Genomic DNA, 22790 nt, shown 5'->3' with positions numbered 1-22790 from the left:
ATGGGTTGAGGATGAAGATTCAGGCAATTGATACATTGGCTGCCGACTGGTCAGGAGAGTACCTCGGAATCGGTCTATTCGAAGAGGCTGCTGCCATCGACGCATATTTGCAACAACTGGACCCCAATCTACGGGACGTCCTCCAAGACCTGATCCGTGAAACAGAATTTCAAGGAAAATCTGGAGAACAACCTTGGACCCGAATAGCCGGGCAAGGCACTATCCGCAAAGTTATGCTCATGGGTCTAGGGGCCCAAGAAGCCTTCACCTTAGAGAGTCTTCGCCAAGCTGCTGCCGCTTTTGCCAAAGCAACCCGAAAGCAAAAAGCGGCGGCGGCAGGTCTGCAGCTACCCCTGTGGAATGATGATGTATCAGCCTCGACCCAGGCCATGGCGGAAGGGGTTGAACTGGCACTGCATCAAGATAACCGCTTCAAATCAGATCCAGAAGCCCAAAAGTCTGGTGAGTATCCTCAGGCTATTCATCTGCTGGGCATGGCCAATCAAGATGACGCAATTGAAACCGCGCAACAAATTTGTGCAGGCGTTATTCTCACCCGTGAATTAGTAGCGGCCCCAGCGAATGTAGCGACACCCAGTATGTTGGCAGAAACTGCGGCCGATATTGCAGCGGATCATGGCCTGACGCTAGAAGTGTTAGAGCGAGAAGACTGCGAAGCTCAAGGTATGGGGGCTTTTCTCGGGGTCGCGCTGGCCTCCGACTTACCTCCCAAATTTATTCACCTGACCTATAAGCCGAGTGGTACCCCTCGTCGCAAGCTAGCCATCGTTGGCAAAGGCGTCACGTTCGACTCGGGTGGTCTCAATCTCAAAGTCAGTGGCAGCGGCATTGAAACGATGAAAATGGATATGGCGGGTTCCGGGGCAACGTTAGGCGCTGCCAAAGCGATTGGTCAACTCAAACCGGATGTCGAAGTCCATTTTATTGTGGCAGCAGCCGAGAATATGATTAGTGGTCATGCCCTCCATCCGGGTGATATCCTCACCGCTTCCAATGGCAAAACGATCGAAATCAATAACACCGATGCTGAAGGACGACTGACCCTCGCAGATGCCTTAGTATTTGCTGAAAAACAAGGGGTCGATGCCATCGTTGACTTGGCAACCTTAACGGGTGCCTGTATTGTCGCCTTGGGCAACGACATTGCCGGCATGTGGACCCCAGAAGACAGCTTGGCAGAAGAACTGACCCAAGCATCACAGCAGGCAGGAGAGAAGTTTTGGCGAATGCCCCTAGAGGACAAGTACTTTGAAGGTCTAAAATCGCCCATCGCCGATATGAAAAATACGGGCCCTCGTCCTGGAGGTTCCATTACAGCCGCGTTATTCCTCCAGCAATATATTGATCAAACACCTTGGGCTCATTTGGATGTGGCAGGTCCAGTTTGGACCGAAAAAGAAAATGGCTATCTCAATGTAGGAGCGACAGGTTTTGCTGTCCGAACACTGGTGAATTGGGTGATGAAATAGCACAACGTTAGTCCTTGTCTGCCCATATTCAGTCCTTCACGCCCAGAGAGGCCCCATCCTGCTGGCGTTCGTATTAGCCGATGCCGCACTCCTTTCCCCGCATCCTTTACAGTAATGATGTCCACTTTCCCCTATCAGTATGTCAACCCTTCCTCCCGACGCACTCCTTCAGCAATTGCAGTGGCGCTATGCGACCAAGCAATTTGACCCCTCTCAAACCATCCCAGAAGCGATCTGGGATGCCTTAGAGAAAAGCTTAATGCTCACCCCCTCTTCTTTTGGGCTCCAGCCATGGAAATTTTTTGTTGTTTATAATCCTGATCTCCGGCAACAACTCCTGGAATATTCATTTGGGCAAACACAAGTGGTCGATGCCTCTCATTTAGTCGTTTTGGCCATCAAAACAGCCGTGGGGGCCGATGAAGTCGATCACTATATGCAAAGAACCGCTGAAGTCCGCCAAGTCGAGATAGAGTCCCTAACCGGATTTGCGAATGTCATCAAAAACTTTTTAGCCCATCCACATAACCCTGAGTTCGATCGGGATGATTGGGCAGCCCGGCAAGTCTATATTGCCCTGGGCCAATTGATGACGAGTGCAGCAGTGCTGGGGGTTGATACCTGTCCTATGGAGGGAATTATCCCTGCAAAGTACGATGAGGTTTTAGGCTTAACCGATACCGGGTATCAAACAGTACTGGCCTGCCCTGTGGGTTACCGTCATGCTGACGACAAATATGCTCATCTGCCTAAGGTGAGGTTCAAGCAAGAAGATATCGTTGCTCACATTCCCTAAGGCAGCGTGCAGGTCGAAGGGCAAGGTCCGATAGGGGTCGAGCGAGACGTCTGATCCCTTGAGTCTATTCAATGGGACGATCGGTCTAGACTAAGATGAGAAAAACATCTATGGGTGTCTCGCTATGGCTTTAGAACCTTGTCGAGTTTGTGGCGCACTGAATAGTACCGAAGCAGAAATTTGCCTCAGTTGTGAATTTCCCACCAAAGGACGGCGACGTCCGGCCATTTTCCAATGGGCTGCGATTGGCCTATTTGTGATGTTTACGATTCCTCTGATTGTGACCGTTATCAATCAGTTCAAATCTAAGCCCCAAGCCCCAACACCACAATCTGTCTCCTTGCACCTCTCTCAATAACCTTTGATGATCTCTTACCTGAAATTATCCCGTCGTCGTCTATTGCAAATCTTAGGTGGCTTAACCGTTGCCCTGCTGTGGCCACACCAAGTCCATGGGCAAACGAGACGACACATACGAGATATTGCCAAGGCCGTCACAGTATTGGTATCCCCCCAAAGTAGTTCGGGGTCAGGCGTACTGATTAAGCGAGAAGGCAGTAGCTATTACGTGCTAACCGCTAAGCATGTTATAGAATCGACGCGTGCAGGAGAAGAAGCGGATATTATCACGGCTGATGGTCAGTCTCATCCCATCAATACCCAGGCTATCTTGTACCTATCAGGGGTAGATTTGGCTTTAATTCGGTTTGAGAGCGATCGCAACTATCCAGTTGCCATGCTGGGAAGCTCTGAAGCCGTTGCAGAAACAGATACCGTTTACATCTCAGGATTTCCCTTACCAGGCCAAGCCATCACTTCACCCACCTTTACCATTACCAAAGGTGCCATTACTGGCAAAGGGCAATACCAACGGGGCTACGGTTTAATTTACGACAACGTTACCCAATCGGGGATGAGTGGTGGCCCGATTCTGAGTGAAACGGGACAAGTGATTGGCATTCACGGTTTAGCAGAGGGTGAACGCGTGCAAGGGGTTGCGGTCAAGGCTGGCTTAAACCTGGGCGTGCCGATCAACACTATTTTGGACCTCACGCCACTCGCCCTCAAACCCACAACACCCAAGGTTGATTCATTTCCCAAACCTGTTGCCTCTGCGGGTGAAGCCGAACAAGCCTTTCGCGCCTTTTTAGATCAGCATTATGCCGCGTTGGCCCCCTTAGTGGAAACTCGGGATGCCGCTCGGCTCTTTAACTATATGCCGATCGATAAAGAACGCTTTCGCTACAGACAGCATACCGGGGTGGTCCAAAACTATAACGACCGGGTTGCCGGGGCCTCAGCATTCTTTTCCAAAAAACCGGCCCGAGAGAAATGGAAGCTCTCTTACGAAATTACCGATTTGCAGATGCCAACGGCAGATCAAGCCATTGTGTCTCACATTGAAACGGTGAAGTGGTCCTACTGGCCAGGCCTAGCACGAGGGGTATTCCGCCGTCGCGAAACAACCGCTTGGGAAAGAGTTAACGGCCAGTGGAAAATTGTCTCGGTGGAAGAAGGGGAAAGGCTATAGCGCTGACATCATTTGACATCAGCGCTAACCATCTATGCGTTGACTTGAACAGTCACGACTTTATGCTTTTCTTCTTCTGCTTTCGGTAGAGTTACCGTCAACACCCCTTGCTGGTAATCAGCCGTAACATCTTGGTTATTAACACGACCGGGTAGCGGGACGACCCGCTGAAATTTCCCATAGTGAAATTCACTCCGTTTTACCCCTGCCTTTTCACTACGGGTTTCAGACCGTCGTTCGCCACTGATGGATACTGAATTGGTCGTCACTTCAATGTTGACCTCATCAGGGTTTAGGCCGGGTAGTTCTAGATGCAAAATATAGTGATCCGTAGTATCTTCTAGTTCCACCGCAGGCACAAATCCTAAATCAATCCCCGCTCTTCGAGGGGTTGAGAGACTGTCAAATAAGCGATTCATATCCCGCTGCATATCTTCTAGCTCGCGGAAGGGTTGCCAATGCATAAGGGCCATAACGATATCCTCCGTTGTTCATACAAAATGAAATGGGGAAAGGCTTAAGCAAGACGTTCATTGCAATGAACCTCTGCGGCTCTTACTTTTGAGGATACGGTAGAATTTCCAGATCGCAGGTAGGGAGATGATCCCATCCTCAGTAGGGATAACCCGCCCTCACGCTACTTTGTTACGGAGGTTAGGAAGGTCTTAGCCGAGCGGGCGAGAATAAATAAAGTAGCGTGACAGCCGCCTGATCTCTCGTGACCGACTCCAGACACTCAAGCAGGGTAGGTTCACCTCAAGCTTGGTGAGGATAAAGACTCAGCCATCTTTCAAATTTTCCTATCATCTTCCGCAGGGATTTCATTTCAATCAGTTTATGCGCTTTGGCCACCGTGACCACTCGCCTTTGCCGCTCATGATCTTCGAGCCATTGGCAATGCAGTTGGGTCACAGCCAGGGGAAACACCTGAACCATACAAGTACTCCCCCATTTCTGGTGTTCGTAGGTGCCTAAGGATTCAGTCGCAATCACACCTTCTATCCCAGCTTCTTCCCAAGCTTCTTTGGCAGCAGAATCCCAGGCGGTCAAATCCGATTCAATTTCTCCCTTGGGAATAATCCAGCGACGACGCTTGCGGGAGGTGATTAGGACAACTTTCAAGCCATCTGGTTGAATCAGGTATGGCAGCGCCGCAGAATGCTGATAGACCCCATTGTTGAAAGCTGTCATCGCCAATCACACATTAATTCTGGGAAATAAATTATCGTGCTGCTATAGAGGGTAGCGAGAACCCTCAACTTTGCCAAGCTTTTTACCAATCTTTAAGGCCATTCATTTTTTTGGCCTGTAATAACTCTACGGCAACCTGACCGTCAACGGGTTCAGAGAACAGATGACCTTGCGCCTCTTGGCATCCTAAATCGAGCAAGAAGCGCCGCTGGACTGCCGTTTCAACGCCTTCAGCAGTAACTTTCATCCCCAAGTCATGAGCCAGTTCAATGATGGACCGCACCAAATCAAGATGATCAACATCCATTTGTTTAATAAAAGAGCGATCAATCTTGAGGGTATCCACGGGCAATTGCTGTAAATATTGCAGCGAGGCATATCCCGTGCCAAAGTCATCAATGCTTAATCCCACCCCAGTCTGTTTGAGCTGATAGAGCGTATCCACAGCTGATTGAGCTTTACTAAACAACATACTTTCAGTAATCTCAATCATTAAGTGTTGAGGGGCAATCCCCGTTTCCCGCAACACCTGCTGCACTTGAAAGACAACATCCGCCTGATCAAACTGTTTTGCAGAAAAATTGACACTGACCGACAACGGTTCCTCCGTAAATTTTCGCCACTGCTGAATCCGAAAACAGGCCTCCTTTAACATCCAGCGATCAATGGCGTAGATTAAACCTGTTTCTTCCGCAATCGGAATAAACTCTAATGGAGAGACTAGGCCTAATTTAGGATGCATCCATCGGACTAACGCTTCAAAACCAATAATTCTTTGATCGGCTAAACAGACAATTGGCTGAAAAAATACGTTCAGCTCTTGCTCTTGAAGCGCCCGCTTTAAATCATTTTCAAGCTGCAATAATCGCACTGCCCGGGCATGCATCGTTGGATCAAAGACAACATAATTCGCTCGCCCAATACCTTTGGCATAACTAACAGCAGTATTTGCATCACGCAGTAAATCCTCTGCTCGGTCATAGTCCAAGAAGGTTTGGGCAATCCCCACACTGGCCGTTAGAAATAATTCTTGACCACTGAGACGAAAGGGCGTTTTCAATTCCGCCGATATCCGATTTGCAGCTAGCAAGGCTGCACTGTTGGTGTCTATATCATCCAACAGGACAATAAATTCATCTCCTCCCAAACGGGCAAAGATATCAAAATCCCTCACACACTTTTTGAGACGCCATGCGATCGAGATCAGGAGTTGATCGCCGGCTAACCGGCCAAAACTATCATTGATGCTTTGGAAGCGATCAATATTAATGATCAAGATGGCAAAATGGTAAGCTTCTTTCCGTCGATACCGCTCAAAGGTATGGGCCAGTTGGATCAGAAAGTAAGTTTGGTTTGGCAGGCCCGTCAATGCATCATAGAACGTTGTTTTGAGAATACTTTCACTGGCTTGCTTGCGTTCTTCGATGAAATCCAGCGTACTGTCTCGCGCTTTCTGGATAAAGGACAATAGCTCAATATAGTCTCCCTCAGACGCTTTGACTAAAAGGACCTTTTTGCAGCCCAGAGATAATGCAGAGGCTTCAAGATGAATTTCTTGACGACGATGATCGGTTTCGCACCACATCCCAGATTTGTATATGCCTGATTGATTCTGTTGCCAGAACTCAGCCGCATCAACCAAGAAATTAGCTAAAAATGGCAAATGCTCTTCTATCCAAGGCCGATCAACCGACTGAGAAACCTGAGGATACAGTGTGGCAAACCAGGTGGGCAGAGCCCCCACAATTTTGAAGGCATTGATGTCTGTCCGCTCTAAGATCAGAATTTCTAAAGCTGCAAGTATATGCGCAGGGAGGGATTCCGTCATTACAGTTGGCGATAGGCATATAGGGGGGAACCTGCCATCACTGAAGACTCTGTGACAGCCGCAGGTACAAAAGACCGCTGCCTTTGATCTAGCCCATCAAAGGTCGGTTTGTCGATGATCAACGCCCCAGCTTCTGAATTTTTATTCAAATGCATCGCAACCTCCATCGGCGGTCCCATAACAGACAGGGTTTTCCCAAATCCTACTTGCAGCAAACCGATGGTTGCTCTTCCAGTGGTAATCACTAGTGCACATTCCGCCTGAGTTCCCTTTAGAGCATGATCGCCTTGGCAAATCTCCAAAATCCGGCTACTGGCGGCAACGGCTTGCTCCGGCGCGCTCCGCATGGATGGCAAGGCTCCAAATACCGCAACAATGGAATTGCCAATACTCTGATGGATCAGTCCTCCTTCATCCAAAATAAGGGGAGAAATCGTCGACAGATAAGCATCCAGCGCTTTTAGCGGATTCGCTGTGGTCTGGTGAGTGCCGCTAATGTTGCAACATTTAATCACTAAAATCGTTAGGGACTTTTGTTCGCCAGCCGGTTGAATATCTAGAATGGACTCGGCAACGCTTTCGGGGTGAATCAAATGATCGAGAGACTGAGCCTGCTTGCGTCGGAGCAAACTTAAGTCATTGACTTTTTGCTGAATAAGCACGTTTTTGGCATTTTCAGTGGTTGCATCAAAGAAGATAGCCCAATCTTCTTCTTGTGCGGTGAAGAGATGCACCTCGGCCACAATATCTGCTTCAATTTGCAAAAAAGGAATATGCATGGCTGCTTCTTGCAGGGGAAGCAAGCCCGCTAAAAAATAAATTTGTTCATCAACGGATTGATCGAGGCTGAGATGATGCATCCCGTAGCGATCGCAGGCTCCACCAAAGGCCAGGAGATGACCCGCTTTATCCATGTGTAAATAGGCAGGAAAGCGATCTCGAACAACGGTTGAACAAAGGAATGTAACAATCGGTTCTGGAAGGTTTAACATTTGTCAGTAAATCATCATTTGCGCCAGTTTTGTAAAGCACTCTTCTACTCCCAATCCAGTCCTTGCACTCCCCATCAAGTACGTCCATTCTCGCTGAGATAGTTCGTCGAGTTCTTCCTCGCCAATTTCCCAGTCTTGATTGAGGTCGTACTTATTGATGATGGTAATAAATGGCACGTCGCCAATCGTTTCTTTAGCCTTAGCTTGTAATTGAAAGACCGTACCTAAGGTATCTCTGCGGGTCCCATCGACCACCAATATATAGCCTGCAGAACCCCGCAAGTAAGACATTTTGATTTTCTGAAATTCATCTTCTCCATGGATATCCCATAGAATTAAGTTTAATTCTTGACCTAAGACACTTACAGTTTTTTTATCAATTTTGACACCAACCGTTGTCTGATATTTATCAGAATAAATGCCTTGAACGTATCGAGCGACCAGGCTAGTTTTGCCAGTTGCAAATGCACCGACCATACAAATTTTTTTTTGGAGCATAAGCAATTAATCAGCGTCTGATGGATGAACAAAAATAATTTTGAAGGTGACCTTGCGATTGGATTGGGAGACCTGAGTTGCATCTGAAGTTGCACCCTCAGAAGATTCAATACTCACGGGGTGAAAGAGACTTTTCTTAATGCCCTGCTTTGATAACAACGAGATGATTGCTTTTGCCCGGGCCTCTCGGACATAAAGATTAGTCTGCTCAGACCCGCTGGTATCCGTATGTCCTTCCACTAAAACAGCAACAGTTTGATGAATGGTTTCTGCTGTTTGAGTCAGCTTTTTGATTTCTTTCACCAGGATTCTAAGTTTGGCATCTTGTTTGGGCACCAACTGAGCATTTTGCGTAAAGAAGAGGGTTTGATCTTCAATTTTGGCTTTAATGTCAGCGAGTACTCCTGCTTCCAGAGGAACCACGTGCTGGGTATTGAATTGGGTGATATTGGGCAGTCGCAAGGCCAACTGATTGGCTTGGGTAATCCAAGCTTGAGAGGCCGTTCCTTTGACATGAACCGCGCCATTGGCATCCATGTCTAAGGTGACCGTTTTAGGGGGCTGGAGAAGCGATGTCACTCTAGATTGAACAAATGCAGGATCGAAGGATAAATAGGGTTCCCACCGGAAATCAATTTTATTTGGATCGAGGTCCGTCTTGGCGATCAGTTGGGTGGGCTCAGCAGCTAAGGGATCCTTTAGCCCCGATATCACATATTGGCCGTCCTGTTTTTGGGTTTGTAAGACAACAATGCCGGGGGCTTGGTTGAGTTGGTCGACAAAGTTCTGAACTTGATGCCGTTCGTGGGTAGACCAAATCCCCCATGCCCCGAGTCCTAAAATGATCATTCCAACGACGCCACCGATCCACTTTAAGGGCAAAGAGCGCTTCTGTTTCGTTTGGTACTGGGACAGTAAACAGTCTTCTAGGTAGGGCTGGCTGGGTTCAAAGGCACTGCTATCCCCCTGAAACCCATGCAGTTGCCGTTCTTGAACGAGATGAATTCGCTCTAGAGCATTTTCCATGGTTTGCCGCAGGCGGCCCGGTGGGTTACCTCGAATAACGCAGGCAATAATAGCTTGGGGGCCTTCATTCACCCAAATGGTTAACTCCCCCACTTGGAGACTCCCTAGGGTGTCATCGCTAACGCTGAAAGAGTCGCGCACAAAGTCTTGAATGGCCGTAAACATGGCTGATACCAAGTCTGCATCTTGGGCAGCAGCCGTCGCGGCCGCGAGATGCCGAAGAACTAAACCAGAGGTTTTGTGTATCAGAAAGACTTGTTCAACCTGATAGACTAAGGTTCGTAATAATAGAACTTCCGCAAAAGACTTGCCAGTTCGCCAGGCTTCAAATCGCCAGTTCAGACTTTGGGGAGAAAGGCTGTGCTCTAAGCTCTGGTTCAAGGAATCGATCAAGTTCTGAATGGCAGCTGCGATCGCTTTTCGAATCGCAGGTCCCATAATGGGGAACAGTGCTTCTGACAAGATATTTTGGTCCGTATTGACAGAGGATTTGATGGCCTGCTCAACTGTTGGCACCATCGCCCTGGGGAAAGCTGAATCATCAGTCTGGGCACTGAGATGAATCGCGTCTGGCAACACGCGACTCACATCCTCTGAGCGGAGTTTTGAATTTTCAAAGCGTTCTTTCAGGTCAGGTCCAATCAGCAGACTCCGCAGCTCAGTCAGGTCACTGGCGATATTCTCCTCTTCTGGGTGAGGGACAGGGGATTCCTGGTGGGGTTTAGCAGGTGAGTCACTCATTGCACATAAAAGGCGATGATAGAGTCAATTGATGTCTAATTATAGATAGCGACGATAGCAATACTGAAATTATTTGGGGCATTATCGATGTCAGAGGGCTTAAAAATCGATTCTGCAATCTTACGCCCCAGTACAGTCAATCAAAAAATAAGTGCTTGAACAGCCAAAATTCACGGCAATAGCTATCGGCTGGCACGGATATTGAGTGCTAATTCACTAAAGAGATCGGCTAAATGAGCACGATCCGTATCATCGACGGTGTTCAGCTCTTGCACTTCTCGCTCTAAGAGGGCCCTCAGTTCATCATGCTTTTGGGTCAAGTTATCGCCCATCTGCTCAATCTGCGCTTCCACTGCCGATATTCCTTTGTCATACTCTTGATGAAAATCAGATAAAGCAGCGGTTTGGGCATCATGATTAGTTTGCAAGGTCTTGGTTAACGCTTTTAGCTCCTTTTGAATGGAAGTTTCCAAGGCTTGTAAGCGTTGGTCGATTTGATGGCGGATATCGGCACATTCTTGATTTAACCGATTTTCTAATTGGGTGAGCTGTTGCTCGTGCTTTTGAACCTGTTGACCGAATAGAAGATCCCTAATTTTATTCAGGGTATTGAGATCGACATCTTGATTGGTTGGAGAAGCAAGTGTCGCTTCTCCCGGCTGATTAACTTCAGGCTGGTCGTTTGGAGCAGATGGAGGAGCTATTTTTTTTTCAGAGGAGGTCATGGCTATATGCTTTTAAGTGACGCCTATCAGCAGCTATATCTACGGCCTGAGTCGCATTACTGCACGTTAAATTGCTAAGTTGCCCCTAAATTGCTTCAATCCTAACATCGCTTTACAAAGTCTTACGAGACAGAATAGAGCTGAGCACTAGTCTGTCAAGCAACCCACGCTGGATCAATTTAATCGGTGAGTAAAGCGGTAAGAACCAAATGATAGCGGTAGAGGGCGACGGGCTGATTTAAGGCTTGAAAATAGTTGGGATCCTGGGGGGACAGGTAGATAGCTGTAACTTGATCCGCATCGATTTGAGCCGGACTGTTGTTGATGTAGCGATAGGAGGTCGTATTTTCGACTTGGTTTAGATAAATTTGAGCGTTACTACGAAACTCTTGCTGAAACAGCTCACTGGCAATCCATGTGTCATTTTTAGCATCGAATTCGGTGGTGCGATCGCTAATGGTAGACACGAGCTGTCGCCCCTGATCCAGAACGGTCGTTTGACGATTGGGAAAGCGAGGATCAACCGTCACCTTCTGCACCGCCCCTTCTCCCAGGTAAGCCGCCGCCAAACTCCGGCCATTGTAAGCGAGGTCTGCAATCACCGATGGCTTACGGGATAACAGCTCCCAAGGAGAAACATTCGACAACACCTTGGATTTCAGGGGAGGGCGCTCTTCTACAAACCGCACCTTAAAGTGCACCGGCTGATCGAGCAGACGCTCATTATCGGCATAACCAGGGGTAACCAACTGAGGCGCAAGCGGGGCTGCTAAATCCACTAGGGTACTGGTCACCTGCCAATCCCCTAAAAACCAATCTGGATAAACTAAGTTGCCATTGGCAGGCTTCAGAACAGGTTTCCCTTGCCATTCTGGAAAAGCTGCTAGCCGCTCCGTGAGGGGACTCGCAAGCCCTGGTAGAGACCAGCAGCAGAGAATCAGCGCTAGGACGATTCCCCACCACCTACCGTGCCGCCTGTCTCTACCCATTCCGTTCTCCTACCGCGCAGAACCGACTTGGTCTTTCGCCAAGAACTTCTCCAGTTCGGTTAAGGCCTCGGCATCGACTTTGGTTTGCATGGGGCAGAACTTCGGTCCACACATGGAGCAGAACTCTGCCGTCTTGTAGATATCGGCGGGTAGGGTTTCGTCATGGTACTCTCGGGCTCGCTCCGGATCGAGGGAGAGTTCAAACTGGCGATTCCAGTCAAAGTTGTATCGGGCTTGAGACAGCTCATCGTCCCGATCGCGGGCCCCCGGACGATGGCGGGCAATATCCGCAGCATGGGCGGCAATCTTGTAGGCAATTAAGCCGTTCCGAACATCTTCAGCATCCGGTAAACCCAGATGCTCTTTGGGCGTCACGTAACAGAGCATAGCGGTGCCATACCAACCTGCCATAGCCGCTCCGATGGCGGATGTGATGTGGTCATACCCCGGCGCAATATCGGTGACTAATGGTCCGAGCACATAGAAGGGCGCTTCCGAACATTCTTCCATTTGCTTGCGGACGTTGAATTCAATTTGGTCCATCGGTACATGGCCTGGCCCTTCAACCATGACTTGGACATCATGTTCCCAAGCCCGACGGGTGAGCTGTCCTAAGGTTTTCAGCTCTGCAAGTTGAGCATCATCCGAGGCATCATGGGTACAGCCCGGTCGCAGAGAATCCCCCAAACTAAAGGACACATCATACCTTTTGAAAATTTCGATGATGTCGTTGAAGTGGGTATAGAGGGGATTTTGCTGGTGATGATGGAGCATCCAACGGGCCAGAATGCCACCGCCACGAGAGACGATACCGGTGATGCGATCGCGCACCAGAGGCAAATGCTCAATCAAAATTCCAGCATGGATGGTTTGGTAATCGACGCCCTGCTGAGCATGCTTTTCAATCACATGCAAAAAGTCATCGGCGGTGAGGTTTTCGATCGTGCCGTGGACGCTTTCTAGAGCTTGATAGACTGGCACCGTGCCGATGGGAACGGGAGACGCATTGATAATCGCCGTTCGGATTTCGTCTAGATTGCCACCGCCCGTTGACAAATCCATCACCGTATCCGCGCCATATTTCACGGCTAAATGCAGCTTGTCCAGTTCTTCATTGATATCAGACGAGTTCGGCGAAGCCCCAATATTGGCATTCACTTTACATTTGGAGGCAATGCCAATCGCCATGGGTTCCAAGTTGACATGATTAATATTGGCCGGAATAATCATCCGCCCCCGAGCGACCTCTTCCCGAATCAAGTCTGCTGGAAGATTCTCTCGCTTGGCCACATAGTCCATTTCTTCTGTGGTCTGACCCTGACGCGCATAGTGCATTTGACTGACATTGCTCTGTCCGCGACGGTTAGCAACCCATTGATGACGCATATTGAGTTCCTCGGATTGACAGCTTCCCTCCGCCGGTGCTAACCGGTCTCAGGTTCTAAGGGTTTGATCTCAGCCGTTAGACGGCACCCCTAGCTGAATTAGATCCTAGCATTGACCTGCAAGCTCGCTTCCAGCAATTTTGTTTAAGTTTTACAAGAATTTATGGAGTTTTGTCGATTCTGGGGGTGAGTCTATCCTCTATCTAGAGGAACGAAATCAACCGTTGCCTCCCTCACTCGTAGCAACACCATAGGTACTGACGCGATCCCCTTCCTCCACTATCCGGCTGCTGTTCTGCCGTCAGGCATTTCAGCATTCTGAACATCCAATTGTCAAAAAGAGTGGCAACTCTTTTGCAAAAAGCAGTAGGCTGGCAAACGTAGGTTAGTGCTGTGATTGCAGCGATTGACCGAATCGTTATTTATCTACCAGTGACGAGTATCAATGACGATTGCCCATCGACCCGCTTGAGCCCATATCAGCAATTCCAACCAACCGTGATGAGACGACCGCATCCCCCTTTCCGTCGATATAGCCGCTTATTCAGCGTCGCTTTGGCCGTAGCGGTACTGCAAGCAGGACCGATGCTAGCCGCTGAGCGCATCTTCCTATCGTTTCTATTCTTAGAGCGTTCCATTCCTGTCAGGGATTTAGAAAGCTTTGCAAAAGAAGGTCGCAAGACCAGAGCGTTGGCCCCTTTTTTAGACTACTTTAACCCTGAACAACAAACCCAACTGCGAGGCAGCTTACAAGAGCGCCTGCCTCTCAACGCTGTCGCTGTGGCCCAGTTTCTCTACACGCCCGTTGGTGAAGCGTTACTCAAACGAGTCCAGCAAGTGGTGCGCACCAAGTCGGGCGAAGGCAGCTTCTTTGCCCTTCGCTCCGCCTTAATTTTGGCAGCGAAAGATCCAGAAGGGTTAACGGCTCTCAGCGTATTGCGCAATTTCCCCAATGCTGGCGTCCAAGTAGATGTCAGTACTGCCTTAGAGTTATTGAATCAGGTGCAAACAGCCGTCAGAACCACCAATGCCACCGTCGAAGCCGTTATTCAGCAGTCTAAGGCGACACCTCAAGCCAATAGCCTAGCGGGCTGGTCTTTATCTCAGTCGGGGCTGTATTCCTGGGAACGCATCACCCTAAAGGATTTGAAAGATGACACCGAAAAGCGATTGACCTATACGGGACGAGCCCGCGACTTTGCGGCCGATCTATATTTCCCAACCACGCCATCAGCGACCCCCTATCCCGTTACCGTTATTTCCCATGGGTTTAATTCCGATCGCACCACCTATGCGTACTTAGCCCAACATTTAGCGTCTCATGGCTACGTGGTCGTTATGCCTGAGCATTCCGGCAGTAACGGCAAGCAAATTGTTGACCTTTTACAAGGGCGAGCCCAAGATATCACTGATCCCACAGAGTTTATTGATCGCCCCTTGGATGTCAGCTATCTGCTCGATCAACTCGCTCAGAACTCTATTCCTGATCCCCGGTTTAAAGGCAGCTTAGATTTAGAAAAAGTCGGTATTTTAGGCCATTCCTATGGGGGATATACCGCTCTGGCCTTGGCGGGAGCGACCCCCCATTATGATCAATTACAGCAAGCCTGCCAAACCGGCTTAGAGACCTCCCTCAACATCTCCCTTGCTCTACAGTGTCAAGCCTTACAAACGGCAGATAAAACCGTAGATTTGCAGGATGCAAGAATCCAATCCGTGGTAGCCATTAGCCCAATCGGAAGCAGCTTATTTGGGGAATCGGGTTATCAAACAGTCCAGGTCCCCGTGATGATAGTGGCCGGGAGTGCAGATACGATTGCGCCAGTACTCCCTGAACAAATCCAGCCTTTTCAGTGGTTAACGACCCCTGAAAAACGGTTAGTTCTGATTAACAATGGCTCCCATTACTCCACAGGCAATACCTCTACAAGTTCACCCGATGTGTTATCGGCATTAGGTACTGGCACGGGGGGGCCAAGTCCACTGGCCCGCTACTATACCAAAGCCCTGACTACGGCGTTCTTGGGTCGATACATACAAGGTCAGGAGCAGTTGGCCAATTTTCTCACCCCTAGCTATGCTGCCAATCTCAGTCGTGAGCCTTTAACCCTGCATCTAACGCCCAATTTGGTTTTACCTGCAGCCCAAGCACAACAGGACTCTTGATGCTGGGTTTTCTCAATTTGCATAAACCCACCGGCATGACCTCCCATGATTGTGTCGGCAAAGTTCGACGGCTATGTGGTCTCAAAAGAGTCGGTCATGGCGGCACCCTCGATCCATTAGCCACAGGCGTCTTACCCGTTGCTTTGGGACCTGCCACTCGTCTCCTCCCCTATCTACCGGAACCGAAAGCCTATCAAGCGACGATCCGGTTTGGTCTGACTACCACAACGGATGACTTAGCAGGAGAAGTACTGGCTGAACAAGAGGCTGACCATCTCACCCTGAAATCGATTGAGGCAGCACTGCCACAGTTTTTAGGCTCAATTGCACAACGCCCCCCCGCCTTCAGTGCCATCCAAGTTCAAGGTCAGCGCTTGTACAATTTAGCGCGCCAAGGCAAAGCCGTGACGGCACCTCTCCGGCAGGTGGAGGTGTTCGATATGCAGGTACTGGACTGGCGGGGGGGTGAAAAACCGGAATTGGCGGTTGCGATCGCATGTGGTCCCGGCACCTATATTCGCTCCATAGCCCGGGATTTAGGCGAGATCTTGGGCACTGGCGCTACCTTAGCCCAACTCACACGAACCCTGAGTTGTGGCTTTGCCCTCGCCGATAGTCTGACCTTCGAGGTGTTAGCGGATCAGGTTCAAGCCGGAACATTTACACCCATTGAGCCATCTTTTTCTCTACAACAACCGATTCTTCATTTGCCTCCGGTAGAAGCCCAGCGGTTTTGCTGGGGGCAAAAGCTTCCTCAGGATCTGCCAGAAGGGATGATGCAGGTGCATACCTGCGATCGCTTTCTGGGCTTGGGCGAAATCCGTGCAGGGGTCCTTCAACCCAAACTGGTGTTGCCGCCCGCGTCAAAATAGTCCAGACCAGTCGATCATAGGAAAAGTATCGGTGCTATACTCTGAGCCACATTGACTCGTTTCACCCTCTCCATTGCCAACTATGCGCAGGTTTAACGCTCCTCTTTTACAAGGTCTCATGCTATTTCTAGGTGCTTTGGCATGTGTGCTCACGCTTCATGTCCATGCGGTAAATAGCCAAACGGTTCACTCTAAGCTAGCTAACTTTCGCCCTGTAGAAGTGTGGCGACCCGCCCATGAGACCAATTTTGGCAAGCGGTATGCCAAAGATATTTATGGTCGCCCAGTCAGTAACGCTCCCATTGTCGTGTTACATGAAACGGTCATTTCTGCGGCTTCTACGATTCGAGTCTTTCAGACCCCTCACTACAACGAGGACGAGCAAGCCAGCTATCACGCTTTAATCACCCGTAATGGCACCATTGTGCATCTTGTCTCCGCCAAGAATCGAGCCTTTGGCGCGGGCAATTCTGTATTTAGAGGTCCTAATGGCCCTGAAGCAGTGAAAACGCACCGGATCTATCCGGCCTCGGTGAATAATTTTGCTTATCATATTTCTTTAGAAACGCCCGCAGATGGCAATCACAATGGCAATTACCACAGTGGTTATTCCCAGGCTCAATACCAATCGCTAGCTTGGCTGGTTGCTCGCAGTCGCATTCCCCATTCTCGAGTTACAACCCATAAAGGGGTAGATCGTTCCGGGAGCCGGAAGGATCCGCGTAGTTTTAATCAGCGTAGTTTTAATAGTCTCTTACAACGTTTTAGTCAGCTAGATGAATCGAAGTTGACCAGTTTAAGGCCACCCATGATTGGCGAACTGGACTTTCCCCCATTACCTCAATAAACGGGCTCAATCCATCGGCAGATATTTAGGCTTTAACGGCTTCTCAATTCATCCGATATAGTGAAGTGTAGGTCCACTTCATGGGGGAACGACGCAAGCGTGGTGATGCTGCAGGTACAGCAAATTGAAATTCCCCCTGGGCACCGAACCCTCTTGCGAGAGTTGGACTGGCAGGCTTTCGAAGAGGTTTTGAGGGATCTGGGTGAGAAACGCAACACACGCATTGCTAATGCAACTGGGACTTTAGAAATACGGATGCCGTCACCAGAGTATGAACGAGTCAAGGTATTGTTGGCGCACCTCTTGGTTGTCTTACTGGATGCATTGGGTTGGGACTGGGAATCTTTGGGCTCCACAACGTTTAAGCATCCAGCGTCGAATGTTGGCATTGAACCTGACGATTGTTTTTATATTCAAAATTGTGCAGCCATCCTGGGTAAGCACAGGCTCGATCTCAGTATCGATCCGCCGCCCGATTTAGCGATTGAAGTGGATCTAACCTCCAAAACTAGATTGAGTGCTTACACTACCCTGAGAGTGCCAGAAATTTGGCGTTACCAAAACAATGAACTAACGATTTCTGTGCTTGAGGGTGATACTTATACTCATTCATCAAATAGTCGAATATTTCCAAATATTCCTATTATCTCACTTTTTTCTGAGTATTTAGCTAATACCTCACAACCGATGAGTGCTATTCGGAAAGCCTTTCGCCTACAGATTGATACGCTAAACCTTAGCGAACAACCCTAGTTCGGGTGCAGCCCATCTTTAATAAGCCCCTTTTACGAGGAGCTGCGCGAAATTTGCATTGATTATCCTAACGATTTCATCATGGAATCCAGAACCAGCTCTTGTGCCAAAGACATTTGCCCATAGCTGAATCCGTAGGGAATATTGGCAGAAAGTCGGGCTTGAAACTGAGCTAATGCATAGGGACTGCCATAAATTGCCAAGGCCTGTAACTGCTCAGATTTCAGCAAAAACTCAAACCAAGCTTCAGCCTTATGACTTAACTGGGCACTCCCTCTAAACGGATTGCCTCGAATAAACAATTGCAAAAACGTCGGCTGACCGACTTGATCCAGCGGCATCTCAGGCGTATGACCATCCACAATTTGCACCTGATAACCCAACTTACGAGGTAAATCAATCGCTGGAGCCTTGCGACTGAGAAACTCACAATCCACCAAATCATCCACAATAATCAGCGTGCGGGCATTGTCTGGAACCGCAGTAATCTGTCCATGCACCACATTCGACCCCTTCAGAATTTTGGCAGTCGCGTCTATTGCCTCTGGCGTTCCTAACCGATCCAAGTCGATCTGCAAAGGCGTATGAGTTTCCCACGCATGTTGATAACTCGTATCCTCCACTTCATAGCGGGTAATTTTGTGCTTTGCCCGCCAAATCCGCTCCACCGATGCTTCGATTTGTTCTAACGGAATTCGTCCTCGTTCCACTGCTTCACACACTGCAGAAATCGCTCCTGGCGGATCTGCAGGCATCATCAAAATATCGGATCCAGCCGCTACCGCTAGCACTGCCGCTTCATTGGCACCATACTGATTGGCAATTGCCCCCATCACCAACGCATCTGTAACAATCAGCCCATCAAACCCCAACTTTTGTCGAAGCTCGCCGGTCAGAATTTTGGGAGAAAGGGTGGCAGGATATTCCGGATCTAACGCCGGTATCAACAAGTGAGCACTCATCACCCCATCTACCTTGGCTGCGATCGCAGCTTGGAATGGCGGGTATTCGATACGACGAATGCGATCTATGGCGTGGGTAATGACAGGCAAATCCAAGTGAGAATCTGTCGCCGTATCGCCATGCCCAGGGAAATGTTTAGCCGTCGTTAGTACCGGATAGGGCCGAGCGCCCTGAATAAAGGCCGTTGCTAACTGACTCACCCGCTCAGGCGTTTCCCCAAACGCCCGCACATTAATCACCGGATTCTGGGGATTGTTATTGACATCCACCACCGGAGCCAACACCCAGTTCAAACCAATAGCTAAGGCTTCTTGCGCCGTCCAAGCACCCATGGCTTGAGCAGACTGCTGAGCTTGCTCAATGGTGGTTCCAGCTTCGACCATGCCTGCTAGGGCCAAAGGCGGGGGAAACCAGGTTGCCCCAGCAAAGCGTTGTCCGACGCCTTCCTCAATATCTGCTGCCATAAATAGGGGAATGGCCGCCCACTCTTGCAGTTGCTGACAGCGACAGGCAATCTCTCCCGCGCTACCGCCTAGCAAAATCACCCCACCAATCCCCAGATCCGTCAGCCAATGGTGGAGCACTTCAGCTTTCGGTTCCCAGCTGGGATACAGAATTTGATGATCGAATAAGTAGCCGGAGGCCCGGACCACTAACATTTGAGCAACTTGCTCTGGCAAAGACAGGGAATCTGGCTCTGGTAATAGATGAGTCAAGAGTGAATCCAACTAGAAATCAGCTTCGAAGGAGCCCACTGGGGGCTGTTCTATTGAGTCATTGGGCTTGCTCTGTCGCTCATAACTGAGCTGATCAAGCAATGACAATACCTTATTGCCTTCTTCAAAAGAGCGATCTTCGCAAAAAATGACTTCTGGCGTGCGGCGCAGATGAATGCGATGCCCGAGCTGCTTACGAACATAGCCCGTGGCTGATTCTAGACCCGCCATGGTTTCGGCTCTAGCCTCGTCTGTGCCGTAAATGCTGACAAAAATCTTGGCATGCTGAAGATCGCCCGATAATTCCACCGCCGTCACACTAATCATGCCGGACCCAACTCGATCATCCTTGATGCCATGCAGTAGCATTTGACTGACTTCGCGTTTAATCAGTTCGGCAACGCGAGAAACCCGTCGTCCTGTAGCCATCAGATTCTACTCCTCCATCTCCCATGAGATGAAACCGCTAACAGATAATGTTGTCTCCCCAACGCCTAGTTTAATGGAGTCAGCCCCATCATGGCACTAAGGGTAAAGCTGAGAAACGCAAAGCCTCCAACGATGACGCCCAGGGCAGCAATACCCGTGACCGGATGCTTGGCAAACCCTTGCAAAGGCTTGAGTAAAGTCCAAAATACCCCAACGACAATCGCCAAGAAGAATTTGGGATACGACGAGAGTTTCTTAAAAAAGTCACCCATAGTGATTGAGTCGATATATATTATTGATTTCTCTTATTCACAGGATTGATCTTAACCCAAAGCCTTGACCTTCCACATTATGGGTTTTCCCGTTAATGACTAGCCTATTGCCAACTCTAGTGCGAACTTATGCCTGTCCGTTTCTTATGGCCGTTACTCGAAAAAGTGAACAGTTAACGTTAGCAGTTCACTTATGCTTGATAATTGACAGAATACACTGAGTAGAAATAGTTCTTCAGCATGGTAACTTTGAACTACTTTTAGCCGATGGTAAAGCTCGTTTGACTCACTAATGTCGCGATTGACTCACAATAAACTCGTCAAACCCTTCCTTAAATGGGCAGGAGGCAAACGCCAGCTAATTCCGGAGCTGAAAAACCATATGCCAGATGCCTACAATAACTATTATGAGCCCTTTATCGGTGGTGGTGCTCTACTCTTCGATCTTCAACCGAAAAAGGCCATCATTAGTGACAGTAATCAAGAGCTCATTAGCTGCTATTGCGTCATTAGGGATTCGCTGGACGAACTAATTGAGGATCTCCGCCAGCATCGTAATGAAGAAGAGTATTTCTACAAAGTGCGGGAATGGGATAGAAAAGACAGCTTTAAGTCTAAAACTCCCGTCCAAAAAGCTTCTCGCATTATATTCCTGAACAAAACCTGCTATAACGGCTTATTTAGGGTCAATTCGCAAGGGCAATTCAATGCACCCTTTGGACGCTATAAAAACCCTAATATTCTTGATGAAGCTGTTCTTAAAGCTGTTAGTTCGTATCTTAATGCTGCAAAGGTTGAGATCCTCAATCAGGACTTTGCCAAAACGGTAGCTAGGGCACGAAAGAACGATTTCATCTATTTTGACCCACCCTATGATCCAGTATCTGATACGGCGTCATTTACTGGATATGACATCAATGGATTCAACAAGGATGAGCAAAAAAGACTCAGGGATACCTTTGCCAGACTTTCTGATAAAGGCTGTAAAGTGATGCTGAGTAATGCCTACACTGACTTTATTCGTGACTTGTATCAGGATTACACTTGTATCCGCGTCAAAGCCACCAGAGCTATTAATTCCAAAGCCTCACGGCGCGGCAAAATAGACGAAATTCTGGTCAAGAACTACGAGGGTAATGGCTAATCTCACAAAGAATGATATTGCCTGGAACACTCTTTTTGAGAGATATGATCTACTTACAAAGATCAGGAATGATGGCTATTTTGAGATAACCGCCGCACAAATCAATGAGGAACGTGAAAGCCGACTCATGGCTAAGTTTGACCATAGTGTTAATCTCCCAGCTATCTTCAAGGAACATAATCTCTCTATCCTGCCTCTTTCCCGTTCCAAGTACATTGTTGGGCAGTTTAGAACCCACTTCACCATTGCCTCGAATTTTGAAAAACAACATGTTGTTTTTGAAATACCGCACAATATCGAGAGCATTAGTTTTCCTAACCTGCATTCAGAAAGCCTGGCCTTGAACTATGCCTATATTGCTGGTCTCATTACAGACTTTCTTGAAGAAGAAGCCTATCAAACCTTGTCTGGCAGGATGTCCACTGGTTGTTTTGATTTCACCATTAACAACAGAAGTATCACTGTTGAAAACTCTCAATGTGAGATTGATGCAGGCTTTGAAAGTGATAATTATCTCCTGCTTATTGAGGCCAAAAATTATGCCGTCGATGATTTTCTCATTCGACAGCTCTATTACCCTTTCCGCTTATGGTCTTCAATGGTTGATCAACAGGTCATTCCTGCAATCATGACCTTCTCCAACGATACCTTTACTTTCTACAAGTTTAAGTTCAATGAAATTAGCCAGTACAGCTCTCTGGAGCTGACACAGGTTGTGGAATACAGTGTGCAGCCAGAGCCCATTAGCTCTGATGACATCATGCCTTTTTTAAGTGGACTGCCTCCTGCTGAGAATAGTGAAAGTATTCCCTTTCCACAAGCTGACAAGTTTGAACGTGTCATCGACCTATTAAGTCTTCTTGCAGAGAGGGAATTGACGAAAGACGATATTACTGAGAACTATCAGTTTGATATACGGCAAACCCAGTATTACACTGACGCCGGGCGGTACCTTGGTCTAATTAATAAAACCCATAAAAGTGATGGCATTATTTTTCATCTTACGAATGATGCCAGAAAGATATTCAACAGCTCCTATAAAAACAAATATCTCAGCATTATTGCCACTATCCTCAACAAGCCCGTCTTCTATAAGGTTTTTCAGGAAAGTCTGAGGATTGGAGCTGTCCCCTCAAAAGATGCCATAGTCACTATTATGCAACAGGCAAACCTGGATATCACCGGTACAACCATTCCCAGACGTGCCAGAACTGTTAACTCATGGGTCAACTGGATCTGGGAGCAAATCGAAACTTAGGGCGTTATTTGCCAGCATCGTTAAGATGAGTTGTTCTAACGGCAAAATGCAGAGACAGTAGAGGGAGCATACCCAGATAATCATCATTCCCGCTTCAGACAGCCTCTGTTCTTGAAAGCATCGAAGTTGGAGAACAACTATGAAACGCAACAATCAGGGTGTTGTCTTAGGAAGTTTC

General features: G+C 48.4%; 22 protein-coding genes and 1 riboswitch. Of the genes, 10 read left to right on the top strand and 12 right to left on the bottom strand.

What is annotated here, in order from left to right; all coding sequences use genetic code 11:
* Window positions 1–11: 11 nt before the first annotated feature.
* The 4 genes from Q0991_RS16425 (at window position 12) to Q0991_RS16410 (ending at window position 3817) form a co-directional block, all read left to right on the top strand.
* Entirely contained in the window at window positions 12–1490 is a 1479-nt protein-coding gene (locus Q0991_RS16425) for a leucyl aminopeptidase (RefSeq protein WP_299490235.1), read from the top strand.
* Window positions 1491–1623: 133 nt separating this feature from the next.
* Complete coding sequence (locus tag Q0991_RS16420; RefSeq protein WP_366524978.1) at window positions 1624–2286, top strand: NAD(P)H-dependent oxidoreductase; 663 nt, start codon at window positions 1624–1626, stop codon at window positions 2284–2286.
* A gap of 124 nt (window positions 2287–2410) precedes the next feature.
* Window positions 2411–2644, top strand: coding sequence for a hypothetical protein (locus Q0991_RS16415; RefSeq protein ID WP_299490231.1), 234 nt, complete (start codon window positions 2411–2413; stop codon window positions 2642–2644).
* Between the two features lie 6 nt (window positions 2645–2650).
* Complete coding sequence (locus Q0991_RS16410; protein WP_299490229.1) at window positions 2651–3817, top strand: trypsin-like peptidase domain-containing protein; 1167 nt, start codon at window positions 2651–2653, stop codon at window positions 3815–3817.
* A 32-nt stretch (window positions 3818–3849) separates the two neighbouring features.
* Here Q0991_RS16410 and Q0991_RS16405 read toward each other — a convergent pair whose 3' ends face one another.
* The 9 genes from Q0991_RS16405 to thiC all read right to left on the bottom strand — a co-directional run bounded on the left by Q0991_RS16405 (window position 3850) and on the right by thiC (window position 13193).
* Window positions 3850–4290 carry an Hsp20/alpha crystallin family protein gene (locus tag Q0991_RS16405; RefSeq protein WP_299490227.1) on the bottom strand — a complete coding sequence of 147 codons (441 nt, stop codon included), beginning with the start codon at window positions 4288–4290 and terminating at the stop codon, window positions 3850–3852.
* A 283-nt stretch (window positions 4291–4573) separates the two neighbouring features.
* Window positions 4574–5008: an NUDIX hydrolase gene (locus tag Q0991_RS16400; protein WP_299490225.1), complete on the bottom strand. Its 435-nt coding sequence runs from the start codon at window positions 5006–5008 to the stop codon at window positions 4574–4576.
* Between the two features lie 82 nt (window positions 5009–5090).
* Window positions 5091–6836 carry a bifunctional diguanylate cyclase/phosphodiesterase gene (locus tag Q0991_RS16395; protein WP_299490223.1) on the bottom strand — a complete coding sequence of 582 codons (1746 nt, stop codon included), beginning with the start codon at window positions 6834–6836 and terminating at the stop codon, window positions 5091–5093.
* The gene (locus Q0991_RS16390; protein WP_299490221.1) at window positions 6836–7828 is read right to left on the bottom strand and encodes a hypothetical protein; all 993 of its coding nucleotides are present in this window, start codon (window positions 7826–7828) and stop codon (window positions 6836–6838) included. The genes Q0991_RS16395 and Q0991_RS16390 overlap by 1 nt, the downstream gene beginning before the upstream one ends.
* 3 nt (window positions 7829–7831) lie before the next feature.
* Window positions 7832–8326 carry a Rab family GTPase gene (locus Q0991_RS16385; RefSeq protein WP_299490219.1) on the bottom strand — a complete coding sequence of 165 codons (495 nt, stop codon included), beginning with the start codon at window positions 8324–8326 and terminating at the stop codon, window positions 7832–7834.
* A 6-nt stretch (window positions 8327–8332) separates the two neighbouring features.
* Window positions 8333–10093, bottom strand: coding sequence for an OmpA family protein (locus tag Q0991_RS16380; RefSeq protein ID WP_299490217.1), 1761 nt, complete (start codon window positions 10091–10093; stop codon window positions 8333–8335).
* Between the two features lie 182 nt (window positions 10094–10275).
* A complete protein-coding gene (locus Q0991_RS16375) occupies window positions 10276–10818 on the bottom strand; it encodes a hypothetical protein (protein ID WP_299490215.1) in 543 nt (180 codons plus the stop codon).
* 179 nt (window positions 10819–10997) lie between these two features.
* The gene (locus Q0991_RS16370; protein ID WP_299490213.1) at window positions 10998–11807 is read right to left on the bottom strand and encodes a DUF6816 family protein; all 810 of its coding nucleotides are present in this window, start codon (window positions 11805–11807) and stop codon (window positions 10998–11000) included.
* A gap of 9 nt (window positions 11808–11816) precedes the next feature.
* A complete protein-coding gene (thiC, locus tag Q0991_RS16365) occupies window positions 11817–13193 on the bottom strand; it encodes a phosphomethylpyrimidine synthase (RefSeq protein WP_299490208.1) in 1377 nt (458 codons plus the stop codon).
* A gap of 7 nt (window positions 13194–13200) precedes the next feature.
* Window positions 13201–13294: riboswitch (TPP riboswitch) on the bottom strand.
* Window positions 13295–13585: 291 nt separating this feature from the next.
* On the opposite strand from thiC, the gene Q0991_RS16360 reads away from it, so the two are divergent.
* From Q0991_RS16360 to Q0991_RS16345, 4 genes are all read left to right on the top strand, one after another.
* The gene (locus Q0991_RS16360) at window positions 13586–15358 is read left to right on the top strand and encodes an alpha/beta hydrolase (RefSeq protein WP_299490206.1); all 1773 of its coding nucleotides are present in this window, start codon (window positions 13586–13588) and stop codon (window positions 15356–15358) included.
* On the top strand, window positions 15358–16230 hold the full coding sequence (truB, locus tag Q0991_RS16355) for a tRNA pseudouridine(55) synthase TruB (protein WP_299490204.1): 873 nt from the start codon (window positions 15358–15360) through the stop codon (window positions 16228–16230). The genes Q0991_RS16360 and truB overlap by 1 nt, the downstream gene beginning before the upstream one ends.
* A 136-nt stretch (window positions 16231–16366) precedes the next feature.
* The gene (locus Q0991_RS16350) at window positions 16367–17077 is read left to right on the top strand and encodes a peptidoglycan recognition family protein (protein WP_366524977.1); all 711 of its coding nucleotides are present in this window, start codon (window positions 16367–16369) and stop codon (window positions 17075–17077) included.
* Between the two features lie 105 nt (window positions 17078–17182).
* Entirely contained in the window at window positions 17183–17830 is a 648-nt protein-coding gene (locus Q0991_RS16345) for a Uma2 family endonuclease (RefSeq protein ID WP_299490199.1), read from the top strand.
* A gap of 62 nt (window positions 17831–17892) precedes the next feature.
* Here Q0991_RS16345 and Q0991_RS16340 read toward each other — a convergent pair whose 3' ends face one another.
* The 3 genes from Q0991_RS16340 to Q0991_RS16330 form a co-directional block, all read right to left on the bottom strand.
* The gene (locus Q0991_RS16340; protein WP_299490197.1) at window positions 17893–19509 is read right to left on the bottom strand and encodes a glycoside hydrolase family 3 N-terminal domain-containing protein; all 1617 of its coding nucleotides are present in this window, start codon (window positions 19507–19509) and stop codon (window positions 17893–17895) included.
* A 12-nt stretch (window positions 19510–19521) separates the two neighbouring features.
* Window positions 19522–19938, bottom strand: a complete 417-nt coding sequence (gene rbfA, locus Q0991_RS16335) for a 30S ribosome-binding factor RbfA (protein ID WP_299490194.1) — start codon at window positions 19936–19938, stop codon at window positions 19522–19524.
* A gap of 65 nt (window positions 19939–20003) precedes the next feature.
* The gene (locus Q0991_RS16330) at window positions 20004–20210 is read right to left on the bottom strand and encodes a DUF751 family protein (protein WP_299490192.1); all 207 of its coding nucleotides are present in this window, start codon (window positions 20208–20210) and stop codon (window positions 20004–20006) included.
* A gap of 292 nt (window positions 20211–20502) precedes the next feature.
* Here Q0991_RS16330 and Q0991_RS16325 point away from each other — a divergent pair, with 292 nt between their 5' ends.
* Together Q0991_RS16325 and Q0991_RS16320 are read left to right on the top strand one after the other, a co-directional pair.
* Window positions 20503–21354, top strand: a complete 852-nt coding sequence (locus tag Q0991_RS16325; protein ID WP_299490191.1) for a DNA adenine methylase — start codon at window positions 20503–20505, stop codon at window positions 21352–21354.
* Complete coding sequence (locus Q0991_RS16320; protein ID WP_299490189.1) at window positions 21347–22612, top strand: hypothetical protein; 1266 nt, start codon at window positions 21347–21349, stop codon at window positions 22610–22612. Before Q0991_RS16325 ends, Q0991_RS16320 begins: the two co-directional genes overlap by 8 nt.
* The last annotated feature ends 178 nt before the right edge of the window (window positions 22613–22790 follow it).

Source organism: Acaryochloris sp. IP29b_bin.137 (assembly GCF_028285745.1).
Classification (GTDB): Bacteria; Cyanobacteriota; Cyanobacteriia; order Thermosynechococcales; family Thermosynechococcaceae; genus Acaryochloris.
The sequence above is the reverse complement of the archived record's forward strand: the minus strand, read 5'-3'. Positions and strand labels throughout refer to the sequence as shown.